Genomic DNA, 12568 nt, shown 5'->3' on the forward strand with positions numbered 1-12568 from the left:
TGAACCATGGCTCTGGTAACCATGAAACCCTACAAAACCCCCGAACTGTATCTCGAGTGTTACAACATATCCCCGGATGTATTTGCCGGAAAGACCCCGGCAGAAATCGCTGAACTCGATGCCCGCGAAGGAAAGGCTACGCTTAAGCTAGGCGACTTCTTTGAAGTCTCGGGAAAGGCCGGGAAGACCCCAGAAGAGACAGAAATATGGATTGCGGGTGACTGCTCGCGGGTGAAGTATATCGGCACCAAGATGACTGCCGGCAGTATCACGGTCGATGGCAATGCCGACATGTATCTCGGCGGATGGATGAAAGGTGGCAAAATCCATGTTAAGGGTAACGTTCATTCATTTTGCGGGATCGCGATGGAAGGAGGGGAGATCCTTGTCGATGGCAACGCTGAGAATTACGTTGGATGTGCATATCGCGGTGACTGGCGGGGAATGCGGGGAGGGACAATCCGTATCCGTGGTAATGCAGGAAACGACATCGGAACGTTCATGCTCGGCGGGACCATAATCATCGAGAAGAATGCCTTCATCCATGTGTCGACCCACGCGGAAGGGGGGACCGTTGTTATCAAAGGCGACGTCCAGGGACGTGTCGGAGGCCAGATGGTAAAGGGGGATATCTATGTGCTTGGTGCGATCCAGTATATGCTCCCCGGGTTCAAAAAGGTGGGAATGGCCGAACGGGAAATCGATGGTACGACTGCGATCTTTAACCACTATATTGGTGATCTGGGGGAGCGTCACCCTAAAGTAAAAGGAAAAGAAGTCTATGCAAATCTCTATGTTATGGCTTCCTGAACCGGATCCTCCCATTTTTCCTGCCAGGCAATCCTGATGAAGGCTTCCCCCCCCATCGAATACATCTCTGAATCGACTCGAGTGATCCAATGACCAACCCAGGAAAAGAATTTATGGAAAAAACGAGGTACCCGGACTACTCCACGGTGGACATGATCCTGAGAGTTCCGGAACCTTCTCCTGAACTGCCGGTTCCGAAAGGCACAAAAATCATTAAGCTTCCCAGCCCGAAGCGTATCAGGATACCAGAGATGCCGGTTCGCAAGGCACTTGAAAACTGGGAGCCGGTTGGATTCTTCTCACGTTCCTCGCTGACTATGAAAGAACTCTCATATCTGCTCTGGTGTATGCAGGGAGAGAGGAAACTGGATGGAAGTCTTACCCGCATCCGGAATGTTCCTTCAAGCGGGGAGCGGCACCCTATTGACACCTATTTCGTTGCGGGAGAAATTGAGGATCTCCCGACCGGGATATACCACTACCTCCCCGGCACTCACCGGATCGCGGCCATACGGGAGGACTCCGATATCCCTTTTTCCATGGGAACGGCGAGTATGAATTTCAAAGTTATCACCCGCGCATCGGTCACGTTCCTGTGGATAGCCTCCCCCCACCGTTCTGTCTGGGCACTTGGGAACAGGGGATACAGGAGCATCTTTATCGAGACCGGCCATATCTGCCAGGCTTTAATCATGGCTTCGGCTTGCATCGGATGCCGTGTTCACCCCATCGATCTCTTCCATGACCAGATGATGGTTCAGCTGATGGGCCTCGATCCGGAGTCCCAGTGGCCGCTGTACGTTGCGGCAGTCGGGAGGGTTAACCGGGATTTCTGAAATAATGGATAATGGACAATGGATAGACACGGCAAGGGTTGGAAATCAGCTGGAATCGCCCGCGGGAGTAACGATACAAAGAGAGCCCTGGATTGTCTGCAGCGACAACTCCCGCCCTGGTGCGGGTCACCCTGGTGCGGGTCATGATGTATTCGAACATCTTTTACACATCAGAGAAGCTGACCTTGGAGAGGTTCACCTGGATAACCGAACTTCTGAAATTATACTGCACCCGCCACTACCCTGAGAGCCTTCATCACCATCCCCGAACGCCCGTGCCGGGCTTTTCTCTCTTCCTCTCGAATGATGCCTGTTACTGCCTCGTCGATCACCGTCTCTCGAAGCTCTGGGACATCCTCTTCAGATTGCCGCACGTGCGGTTCATATTTGATTCCCGGGACCTTCTGACGCGCGGTATTTCGATAGAGCCGTTTTCCAGGAGGAGTCCCGATCAGATCGTTTGTGCAGGTTCGGGGACTTCAGGAACAGGCAGTTCCTTTGCAGAAATTCTCCTGAAAGCGACCCAGCAGGAAACAAAGGACCGCTGTCTGGGGTTCCTCCAGTGTGCATCTCCTTACCTGAATACGTCCCCTTCCACAATAATCGATCTCTTCCATGCAGCAGTGGGAAAGAAGATTTCTCCTGAGCTGTACGGTTTCCTGGATGGGGTGTATTTAATGCACCATGACCAGCGGCCGACAATGACGGTAAATGCAGGGGATATGCTCCTGAAAGTGAACGAGGCAGCCCAGAAAAAAGGGCTCTCTCCCCTGTTCCTGGTCTGTTCCCGGAGTGCAGCGTCGAGAGGGTTTGCGACATTTACCGGGAATAAGGGGAAGGTAATCTCTTCATGCACCATTCCTCCGGCACGAATCTGGGATATATCCCAGATTGCCAGTCGTCTCTGCAGGATTCATCCGGTCCTTTCGCATTCAGCATGTGCGATCCAGCTTCCAAGAAATCTAAAAGTACCGGAGATACGGTCCCCGGGACACTCTGATCATCCGTCTCTTGTGGTGCTCGTTACCCACCCTCCCTATGGGAATGAAATGGCTTTCGGGGCACTTACCTTCGCCTTGGCCTGCTCACACCTGGGAATCTTCACCAGGGTGGTGTTCATGGAAGACGGGATCTATTCCCTATCAGGGCACCATAAGCTTAGCGATACCGATCCGGTTCTCAATATCCAGTCAGTCATTACGGCAACAAATGGCACGGGCAACCTCGAGTATTATGCGTATACTCCATCTTTCCGGGAACGGGGGCTTTCGGGTAGCCCTGCATGCAAAGGAGTCCAAATGGTAGATCCTGCAATGCTTTCACAAATCTTTTTTAAGGCCCCTGGAGGAATTCTTACCGATTATCAGCGGGTCCTGTTATTCTAATTATAGAATACCAGTATTTCTATCCTGGAACTGTGATCTAATCTAACTTCGCCATTTTTTGTAATTCCATAAAATCTTGACAACCTGACTTCGCCAGAAGAAGGATGAGAAGGTAGTGTTTATATAATTTCATGCAAAAAAACACAGCCTTCTCATTAGGTAATATAGCATTAATCGATAAAATTGATTCGGAGACCAACTTTTTCGCATCAGTTCTTGGCGGAGTTGGTGGTCGAAGCAAGTCATTCATACCATCCGTAAAAGCTCTCATCAGCAACAAACTCAATCAATCGGTATCGATCAATAAGATTCTGGACTTTACCCCCGACGAACTTCTCAAGACACTGGGGTTTGAAGATACAATTTCAGACCGGAGTTTGTATCGGACTCTGGAACGACTGGGAGAAAGAAAGTCGATTGTTCTTGACCAGTTTCAACGCTGGATCTCCCAGCAGAGCCTCGTGGATCCAACCCAGTTCGTGGACTTCAGTTCGAGTTACTTTGAGGGGACAAAATGTCCGCTGGGGGAGTTAGGGTATTCCCGGGACAATCAGCCAGGGAAACTCCAGATCGCATTTGGGATCAGTGTCGGCCTCAATAACATACCGACGATGCTGACCATCCAGAAAGGAAATGTTCAGGATAAAAAGCATATGCAGATGCTGATCCGGTTATGCTCGAGCGTTCTTCCTGAAGGCAGTCTTCTGGTGTTTGACTGTGGAGGGAATACCCAGGATAACAAACGAAGGATCCGCGATCTGAAGTTCCATTATTTGACCCTGAAAGCAAAGAAGAAAGGACCATACCGGAACGAGATAACGATCTACCATGCCAGGAAAGAAAGCCAGGTTTCATTCGTTTCTGGCAACCGGGTCTATTCATGTGTCAAATATCGGGATGGCGAAGAAGTCCGGGCATATATTTTTCTGTGACGACCTGGCCTGTGACCAGTTGACGAAGAAAGCAAGGAAACTTGAGAAAGACCTGGAGAAGGGGAAGGTTCTCACAAAGAAGGTTGAACGCGGAAAAGATCTCGGCCAGTATATCGCTCCTGAGGGTTGGATCATCGCCCGTGGTCATCTCCAGAAGATCATTGGCGATATCCCCAACCCCTATGTAACCGGTCTTGAAGGTTTCTTCGTGCTTGAATCAACCATCGATGATGATCCCGAAAACATCCTGAATGCCTACAAGAATCGTGACCGTGCAGAGAAGTTCATCCGGGACCTCAAAGAAGGAGCCGAGCCCGGCCGATCCGGCACTGGTCCAAACACGCGGTGATCGGGTGCGTGTTGATCGTTTTCCTCACCAAAGTCCTGGTGAGTTTGACACAACTTTTCTGTAAAGATCCCGTCGTGAAAAATCTGAAAGTCCTCAAAAATTATCTCACGAATTTGACACTTACGATCATATACCCTTCTTTTGGGTATCCTGTCAAGATCATTTCCAACTTCTCCCCAGAAATACGCCCAATTCTTGGAGATTTTATCAAGAGATATGGTAGCCTGGAGGCGCCAAATCACTGGTAAATTGCTTCTGGCGAATTGGGTTAAGTCGTTTAAATTTGATGGAAGTACTGAAAAGTGGCGAAGTTAGGTTGACAACTTAACCCAATTCGCCAGAAGCAATTGACCAGTATAGCCTCCTATCGGGATTACCATTCAGCCAAGGCCTGTAATTTCTTCTTTGAGTGAATCCTGCTCAAAATAATCATCCCGGCCAAAAGTACATAAACACTACCTTCTCATCCTTCATCTGGTGAAGTCAGGTATCGGCATCTGATTTGAAAACAGGTCGTGTAATGCCTTGCTTTCAACTTCATCGGAAAAGATGACCATAGGGGCGCGTGATTGGAAAGTAAATAAAGGTACCGAAACGTATCTAATACAACTTGTTTTACCAGATTTGAACCTTTACGAGCCCCCGATGGCGGAAAGATCAGATCAGTTTATATATGGAATTTATTGATTGGACAGTCTCTCTTTGGCTCTATTATTCTAACAATGAACGAACTTGGTCTTTTATTTTCTCCTTAAAAAAACAGATATCAAACAATCGCGAACGCTGTATACATGCCTTCCTGTATTGTTCCGGGTTCTTTGAAACAACTCTCATGGCTTTAACAAGGCTCGGTACATCTGCATCCACGAGGAATCCTGTCACTCCATCGACAACACTCTCTTTATATCCCCCTTCGCGCACCGCTACCACCGGTTTCCCCGAAGCCATGGCCTCTACAGGCGTCATCCCAAAATCTTCATCCAAGGCCGTAGTCACAAATCCTTTGCAGGTGGCGTACAGTTCAGAGAGTTCTTCGCTCGTAATTTCTCCTCGTATCTCTACATTTGCCGGTAGGTTTTCGTAGAGTCGGAGTGCATAATTTTTGGCGTGATCTCCAAGTGCATATCCACCTACAATAACGAGCCGCTCATCAGGCATCTCCCTGAAAGCCTCGATCTGGAGTTCGATTCTCTTTTCAGGGTAGAGCCTGTTCACAGAAAGCCAGTAGTCCCCGTATTCCCTGCAGGAAAATTGCGAAGTATCAACCGGGGGATAAATAATGACGGCATCCCGTTGGTAGTATCGCTTTATCCTTCCCAGTGTATTTTGCGAATTGGTCACTATCTTATCGATATGCGAGACGGCCTGTTGATCAAGGCGGCGGTGCCGATATACCCAGAGTCTGAAGGCCTGGCGCCTGAGGTAAGACTGGCGCTGGAGAAGGATCTGATAGAGGTCATAAAATGCCCTTACCGGGGTGTGGCAGTACCAGAGATTTGGATGGTGCTTATCTGATGCATGATGCGCCCAGTTGCCACTAAAAATAAAAAAATCGTACTCATCAGAGAAGTCACACGAGGAGAATCGATTAACTGCTGTGGTCTGCTTGATAGGAGGGATCTTTGGGGTTTCCCCAAGGCTCATGACCGGAATATTGCATCCAAACTTCTCAAGACAATCGGTATCGGTAGTGATGATATCTGCGTCAAGAGCCTGTGCAATAACGAGAGCAACTTTCTCCCCCCCTCCAACTGCTCCAAAATAATCATGAAAGACCGCACATTTCATTTCAAATCCTTTCGAGCGAATTTAATTCTATTTATTCTACAGGCAATCAACCAGTGAGAATTTCTTTATGGTTTCTCTCCTAATGGGTTTTGACATAAAAACTGCATCCACAGTTTTTATCAGACGGCTAGCCCCGGATCATGGTGAGCATCATCTTGAACCGGGTGATTGCTGACACCGCATGGGGGATGTTGGCCGGCATAATGATGGTCTCCCCGGGTTCCAGGTAATTCAGAAGACCTCCAATGGTAACTTCTGCTCTGCCGTCAATAACGGTGAGGACGGCGTCAAACGGAGCGGTATGCTCCGAGAGAGCCTCACCCTCATCGAAGGCAAAGACGGTGATGCTCCCGGACGGTGTGCTGACAATCATTCGGCTGGCAATGGTCCCTTGCTGGTAATCGACCAGGTCTTTGAGAGAGAGGACTTTTCCCTTCAGTTCATCACGTGCAGCGGTTGTCATGGTATGGAATATCACTGGTATTTTCTTTTATGGCTATTTCTTTTTACTTCTTTTTCACCGGCTGGCTGGTTTTTCCCCCGGCCCGGGTGTACTCCAGCGCACCTTCCACCGGGCAGACATCGAGGCAGCGGTGGCAGAGATAGCATTCCGCTTTCAGATCGGTCTGCTTCGCTTCGTTCGTGGGACAGGCTTTCTCGCACTTCATGCAATCAATGCAGGCATCGGTCCGCTGGATCTTGAACCTGCTTCCCATGGCAGGGATCGAGACGAGTGCCCCGAAAGGACAGAAGAACCGGCAGAACGGGCGGTACAGGAAGAATGAGAGCCCGATGATGACCAGGAAGACGAAAAAAGCGGCGGAGAAGACGAGGTTGAAGAAGTCCCGGATGCCGAAAAACGCTAGGATGCCCTTGGAAAGCACGATCCCGGCCCCGATGAAAACGAAAAAAAATGCCCAGCGGAACAGGTACGGCACGACCTTGTTATCCAACAGGAGTTTCGGAACCGGAACAAGGTAGGAAAGCTCCTGGATTGCCCCCGCCGGGCAGAGATACCCGCAATAGAACCTGCCGAAGAGGAACGAGAGGGCGAGCATGGTGAGGATCCCGATCACCGCGATACCAATCGGACCGCCGATCCCCTGGACGTCCCTGAGGACAAGCTGCTGGAATTGCCAGGGGATGATCGGGGAGAAAATGAGAAAGCCAAGGGTAACTGTGATCACGAGGAGGGCTACCCCCTGCCAGCGTCTCCACCGCTTTGTATACCAGAGCACAAAGAGGACGAAGAAGAAGACCAGGGCGTAAAGGAATCCTATGAACCTGAACTCTTGGTAGGCCATACTATCACCTGACAGTTTCTTCTGTGATGCCATACTCTAAATTGATATTGATCCGCAAGAGAGATCCCTGATCATGAAGGTCATGGACGTGGAGAGACTCCCTAACAGCCCCAAACCCCACCATGTCGATGCCCGGGAAGCACATGAATCGCCCCACGCAGTCGCGGTGGTCGTCACCCTCCGGCCGGGTGAAGCGATGAAGAAGCATACCATGCTGGTCGACGTCTCCTTATATGTCCTGGAGGGCATCGGGTGTGTGGAGATCGGGGACGAGCGGACAACGTTGGGAAAGGGCATGCTTGCCGAGAGCCCGGCCAGGGTTCCACACCGCGGGATTAACGAAAGCAACGGTCTGTTCCGGGTAATGGCGGTCAAGGCACCCCGCCTGGCAGAGGATACAATACTGCTCTGATGAAACGGCATTCCATGACTTCGTGGAGGGGCAGGTGAGACAGCCATGAGCCTGGTTATTGCATACACCGGGTCGAAAGGGGCGATAATGGCCGGCGACATGCGGGAGATCCGGCTGGGAGGGGATGATGCAGCCATTACCACTCTTGAAAGAGAGCTCTATACCGGTGTCATCCCAAACGACGGACAGCTCCGGTCCCGGGCGAAGGAGCTTGGGGTCGTTATCCTGATCCGGGACGACAAGGAAAAGGTCAGGGACCGAGACGGTATCCTCATCGGAGAGGTGACCGAGTCCGAGAGCGGCACGCAGCGGATTCGCCGGCTCTATGCCTCTGCAGGGCATTATGCCATCGCAGACATCGAGGGGTCCCGGTTCGTGGTGCGGGGGCGGGGGGATACTAGCACCTTTGTTGTACTTGGAAATGAGCTGACCCGGCAGATTGCTCATTCCGCCATCCAGCGCTATGGGAAGGAGGGTACGCGCGAGGATGCGGTCGCGGTGATTGTGAAGGCCATGAATGAGGCTGCCGCCCGGACAGCCTCGGTAAGCAGGAGCTATATTCTCCTGCAAACGAAACGTTGTGCTTGCCTCGATACGGTACTCGAGGAAGACCGGCGGTCTTTGCGCAGCGAAGGCATAATCCCGAAATAAACCGGATTCCCCGGGTGACTGGTACGGTTCCCGGGCGACACTGGTAACCCCGGGATTTGTTTACCCGGCGGACCCTGGTTACCGGGGCAGGGTGTACCGGGCCTCCATCTTTTTCCGGTACACGAAATAGAGCACTGCGAGGGTCCCGATGATCAGCGCGGCAATGGCCAATCCCAGGGCAGGGTTGGTCAGGAAGATCTCTTTGATTACTTCTGCCCCGAGGGCAATGATTGTGCAACCGGCAATCGCTCCTAGAGCAATTGCCACCATCACCTTCCCTGGGGAAAGCCCCATCATCCTTCCAACGAGGGTCCCCCCGATTCCCCCGCTCCCCTGCAGGGGAAACATCACGAACATCACCACCCCGGTGAAGTAGAACCGTTCCAGCCACGGGCGCCGGGCAAAGAACTCCTCTCCGTTGTCGATGAATTTCCGGATCCACTTGCCAACGCCGGGTATCTTCAGGGCGATGTCAAAATTCAGGGCCATGAAAATCGCGGCAAGGATATCCATCAGGGCGATGGAAACAGCCATCAACCACCAGGGAAGCCCGAGTGCGATCCCGATCGGAATAATCGACTCTTTTCCTGCCGGGGGCAGGATATAGGCGATGAGCAGTCCCCCGTGGGCAAGCCAGAGTTCATAGGGGAGGAAAAGCAGGAGGACACCCAGATAGGGGACGCCCAGCAGGAACGGGAGGGCAATCCGAAGGATCCGCTCGGGAATGCTGATATGCCGTTTCGGCATGAGTTCGAAGGCGGATGTGATAAGCGGATGGACCATGGAGTGCCAGCATACAGGATGGCAACACTGATCCGATATCTCTTGCGTTCTCTTCGCGATGAGGGGAGGTTTCCATGAAAGGATGTATTATATTCTACCAGGTCACACCGCCATTTGTCAGGTGAGTGGAACGCTGAACCCGAAGGTAAGCCTAATCATCGAACAGTTTTTCCCCCAGATCGTTAATCGGCATATCCTCACCCGGTCTTCGGTCCAGTCCGCCCTCGAGGGACTCGACCGGTACAGGTCCATGGGATACCAGGCCATCGGTCACTTCCCTGAAGGAGAGCGGGAGGAGAACCGGAAAGCCCTCGATGAAGCCTTTGCGGCAGCGGTCCGGCGGCTGAATGAGTTCCATGACCAGGAAGCCGACATGACCGGACTGCCGGCTGAATACGGGAGCACGGACGCCTCCTGAGCCAACCGGAACGACTCTTTTTTCACCGGAGAGATCCTATCCATGTTCGATGGCGCGGAGGCTTTCCACCCGGGATATCGCGATCCTGAAGAAACTTGCACCGGAGCTTGATGACCAGCTCTACCCTGCATCCGCTAATGACTTCTTTTCCATCCTGTCCCCGTTAGCAAACCATTTTGCCACCGATGACCTTGACTTCATCGACCGGTTGAAGCGGCTTTCTCCCGATGAACTGGCTTACCTCATCGGCCGTATCCTTACCAGGAGCGAGAGCGTGGGGTGCATCCCGCCTGGTGCCCTGGTCCTTTTTGTAGAACACGTTGCCGATGTCATTTCGCTCGAGACCGCCGAGAAGATCATCACCGTCTATCAGGCCGGGAAGCCCTGCGGAGATGAAGGGGACCCGGAGTAACCGGCCTCATTTCTCCATCCTGGTATTCCGGTCAGGGAACGCAACCCCGGGTCTCCTGCTTATGAACGACCGGCTGATATTGTCTCCCATCCTCCGGGCTACGGTGATGGGAAGCCCGATGACCATGGTATCCGGGGGCAGCGCATGGTTTACGGTCGGATCCTGCGGGCCCATGAAGGCTGAACCGCGGGGGGCACCTGCCGCCATCCCGGCCGGGAAAGTCACGAGCGTGTCGCAGGCCGGGCCCCAGGGGACGAGCACTGGGAAGAATGGTTCTGCCCGATCGAAATGGACCAGGGCGGCCATGTTCCGGATCTGCTCGGCGTTTCCCAAACAGGAAATTGCACGGATTCCCGCCTCGTGGTCCGCCACCGATTCGCAGGTGCGGATAACCAGATATGGTCCCGCCGGTGTGACCGGTCCGATGGCATCGAAACATGCATTGACCAGTTCCGGTCCAGCCTTGAGATACTCCGCCGGGGCGTCCTGAATGCCCGGGCGGCCGGTCGAGACGAACCAGCTGATCGCCGGCGGACGCATGGTGTACCCGGTGTGGGAAAGCCCGCCGGGACAGCACCCCTGGCTCACGTTGCTGCCGATATAAACTGCCGGCGGGCCCTCGTTCATCGCCATCCGGAACATGGTCACAGCGATGCAGCGGTGAACAGAGGACAGCGGGACCGCATCAAAAGGAGGCTCTGGCGATCCGCACACGGCCAGAGGTTTTGTATTTAACCGGAACGCAGACGCGATCATCCGGCCCAGTTCGCGAATGGAAAGGTCAGGCATGGACAACCATTTGGGATTTCTTCCGTATAGGTCTTTCATGCACCCGGTCCTGCCCGGTCAGCGTTGGAGGATCGGTGCCGGTTCAGGCATCCCGCGATGAGGCATCAGTTATGCAACCGGTGTCCTGGTTTTTTCCTGCTTGCTGCCGCAGTCATCGCTTCCGGATATAGCATGCTCCTGATGGAACCCTGAATTCCTGCAACGGCAAGGGACGGTATGCCGGGAAACAGGCCCTGTCGGTGGACGGTCGGGACGAGGTGGGAAAGTACTAATATTCCCCCCTCCCAAGCTTCCCTGATTGAGTATGATTGCCCGGAATATTCCCTTTATCGGAGTTCTTTTCATCCTCCTCGCAGCTGTCCTCATCTGTGGCTGCACCCACCAGCCGGCAGCTCCCGTCCAGACACCGGTAGCGACCACCGCCCCGACACCCGGAATGCCGAACCCCGCTTCCGTGTATTGTGAGGAAATAGGCGGCAGGGTCGAGATCATGAAGAACCCTGACGGATCAGAGTATGGGATGTGCACCTTCCCCAATGGCACCAGCTGCGAGGAGTGGGCGCTTTTCCGCGGTGAAGGGTGCAAACCTGGTTCCACCGTTGGAATGCCGAACCCCGCTTCCGTGTATTGTGAGGAAATCGGCGGCAGGGTCGAGATCATGAAGAACCCTGACGGATCAGAGTATGGGATGTGCACCTTCCCCAATGGCACCAGCTGCGAGGAGTGGGCGCTTTTCCGCGGTGAAGGGTGCAAACCTGGTTCCACCGTTGGAATGCCGAACCCCGCTTCCGTGTATTGTGAGGGAATCGGCGGCAGTGTCGAGATCATGAAGAACCCTGACGGATCAGAGTATGGGATGTGCACCTTCCCCAATGGCACCAGCTGCGAGGAGTGGGCGCTTTTCCGCGGTGAAGGGTGCAAGGCCTGAGGATCTCCTTTACTCTTTTTAACCGGGTCATCCTCTGAAAATTTTCTTCGGAAGAACGCTCTTTGAAAAAAGGGTTACCGGGTGTAGATGGCGATAGCCTGGCCACCATACTGGATCGTGTGGCCCTCCATCGCTGCTTTCAGGGCATCTGTATCCGAGCCGGGTTTTATATTGAGAGGGCCGTCCAGCCCGTAGACATTGAAGTAGTAGGTATGGGTATCCCCTTTCTGCGGGCAGGGGCCATAATACCCGATGGTATGGAAGTCATTTATTCCCTGCACCGCGGCGATGGGATGGGTGACGATCGGCTCTTTGGGGATGTTCTCCGGGATGACTGCCCGTGCTTCGATGTTCCAGATAATCCACTGGCAGGTCCGTTCGTCAGTCCCGGTCCAGTCCTCGAGTATGATCGCCAGGAACGGGGACCGGATTCGATCAATGAAGATCTCGGGCGAGATGTTCTCCCCATCGCAGGTATGCTTCCGGGGGAACATCTTCTTGTCGAATTCGATACTGATTACCAGGTTTTCCATTTGAAAATTCCTCCTTTGGTAGGGTATACAGGTGGAGATCCCATGAATGTTTTGCCGGAAAAACGAGGTTCATTTCAACAAGAGATCAGTTCTTGACCCGGGGATTTATGAACATCCTGCACCGGGTTCCGGACGAAAAACATGGAACTTGAGATGCGCCGACCGGGACTCGAACCCGGGTTTAGGCGTTGGCAACGCCTAGTGATAACCACTACACTATCGGCGCAATGCTCTCAAC

At 53.0% G+C, this 12568-nt stretch carries 16 protein-coding genes and 1 tRNA gene; 10 read left to right on the forward strand and 7 right to left on the reverse strand.

Annotation, left to right across the window (positions count from 1 at the left end; all coding sequences use genetic code 11):
* Positions 1–6 precede the first annotated feature (6 nt).
* The 5 genes from IPI71_06525 (at position 7) to IPI71_06545 (ending at position 4312) form a co-directional block, all read left to right on the forward strand.
* Positions 7–810, forward strand: a complete 804-nt coding sequence (locus IPI71_06525) for a formylmethanofuran dehydrogenase subunit C (protein ID QQR70339.1) — start codon at positions 7–9, stop codon at positions 808–810.
* Positions 811–899: 89 nt separating this feature from the next.
* Positions 900–1646: a SagB/ThcOx family dehydrogenase gene (locus tag IPI71_06530; protein QQR70340.1), complete on the forward strand. Its 747-nt coding sequence runs from the start codon at positions 900–902 to the stop codon at positions 1644–1646.
* Positions 1647–1738: 92 nt separating this feature from the next.
* Positions 1739–3031, forward strand: coding sequence for a DsrE family protein (locus IPI71_06535; GenBank protein QQR70341.1), 1293 nt, complete (start codon positions 1739–1741; stop codon positions 3029–3031).
* 131 nt (positions 3032–3162) lie between these two features.
* Entirely contained in the window at positions 3163–3963 is an 801-nt protein-coding gene (locus IPI71_06540) for a hypothetical protein (GenBank protein QQR70342.1), read from the forward strand.
* Entirely contained in the window at positions 3929–4312 is a 384-nt protein-coding gene (locus IPI71_06545) for a hypothetical protein (GenBank protein ID QQR70343.1), read from the forward strand. The genes IPI71_06540 and IPI71_06545 overlap by 35 nt, the downstream gene beginning before the upstream one ends.
* Positions 4313–5023: 711 nt before the next feature.
* Here the strand turns inward: IPI71_06545 and IPI71_06550 are convergent.
* The 3 genes from IPI71_06550 to IPI71_06560 all read right to left on the reverse strand — a co-directional run bounded on the left by IPI71_06550 (position 5024) and on the right by IPI71_06560 (position 7404).
* A complete protein-coding gene (locus IPI71_06550; protein QQR70344.1) occupies positions 5024–6100 on the reverse strand; it encodes a glycosyltransferase in 1077 nt (358 codons plus the stop codon).
* A 127-nt stretch (positions 6101–6227) separates the two neighbouring features.
* Positions 6228–6563: a cupin domain-containing protein gene (locus IPI71_06555; protein ID QQR70345.1), complete on the reverse strand. Its 336-nt coding sequence runs from the start codon at positions 6561–6563 to the stop codon at positions 6228–6230.
* A 43-nt stretch (positions 6564–6606) separates the two neighbouring features.
* Entirely contained in the window at positions 6607–7404 is a 798-nt protein-coding gene (locus tag IPI71_06560) for a 4Fe-4S binding protein (GenBank protein QQR70346.1), read from the reverse strand.
* Positions 7405–7477: 73 nt separating this feature from the next.
* Here IPI71_06560 and IPI71_06565 point away from each other — a divergent pair, with 73 nt between their 5' ends.
* Positions 7478–7816, forward strand: coding sequence for a cupin domain-containing protein (locus IPI71_06565; GenBank protein ID QQR70347.1), 339 nt, complete (start codon positions 7478–7480; stop codon positions 7814–7816).
* A 45-nt stretch (positions 7817–7861) separates the two neighbouring features.
* Complete coding sequence (locus IPI71_06570) at positions 7862–8467, forward strand: DUF2121 domain-containing protein (protein ID QQR70348.1); 606 nt, start codon at positions 7862–7864, stop codon at positions 8465–8467.
* Between the two features lie 78 nt (positions 8468–8545).
* On the opposite strand, the gene IPI71_06575 is transcribed toward IPI71_06570, so the two are convergent.
* Complete coding sequence (locus IPI71_06575) at positions 8546–9250, reverse strand: small multi-drug export protein (protein QQR70349.1); 705 nt, start codon at positions 9248–9250, stop codon at positions 8546–8548.
* A gap of 121 nt (positions 9251–9371) precedes the next feature.
* Here IPI71_06575 and IPI71_06580 point away from each other — a divergent pair, with 121 nt between their 5' ends.
* Positions 9372–9668 carry a hypothetical protein gene (locus IPI71_06580; GenBank protein QQR70350.1) on the forward strand — a complete coding sequence of 99 codons (297 nt, stop codon included), beginning with the start codon at positions 9372–9374 and terminating at the stop codon, positions 9666–9668.
* 49 nt (positions 9669–9717) lie between these two features.
* Positions 9718–10080: a hypothetical protein gene (locus IPI71_06585; protein QQR70351.1), complete on the forward strand. Its 363-nt coding sequence runs from the start codon at positions 9718–9720 to the stop codon at positions 10078–10080.
* 6 nt (positions 10081–10086) lie between these two features.
* Here the strand turns inward: IPI71_06585 and IPI71_06590 are convergent, their stop codons facing one another.
* Positions 10087–10869: a DUF169 domain-containing protein gene (locus tag IPI71_06590; protein ID QQR71973.1), complete on the reverse strand. Its 783-nt coding sequence runs from the start codon at positions 10867–10869 to the stop codon at positions 10087–10089.
* A gap of 304 nt (positions 10870–11173) precedes the next feature.
* Between IPI71_06590 and IPI71_06595 the strand changes: the two genes are divergently transcribed.
* Positions 11174–11797: a DUF333 domain-containing protein gene (locus IPI71_06595; protein QQR70352.1), complete on the forward strand. Its 624-nt coding sequence runs from the start codon at positions 11174–11176 to the stop codon at positions 11795–11797.
* 74 nt (positions 11798–11871) lie between these two features.
* Here IPI71_06595 and IPI71_06600 read toward each other — a convergent pair whose 3' ends face one another.
* A complete protein-coding gene (locus IPI71_06600; protein ID QQR70353.1) occupies positions 11872–12330 on the reverse strand; it encodes a YbhB/YbcL family Raf kinase inhibitor-like protein in 459 nt (152 codons plus the stop codon).
* A gap of 154 nt (positions 12331–12484) precedes the next feature.
* Positions 12485–12556 (reverse strand) — tRNA-Gly (locus tag IPI71_06605).
* Positions 12557–12568 lie beyond the last annotated feature (12 nt).

Origin of the sequence: Methanolinea sp. (assembly GCA_016699325.1) — an archaeon.
GTDB lineage: Archaea > Halobacteriota > Methanomicrobia > Methanomicrobiales > Methanospirillaceae > UBA9949.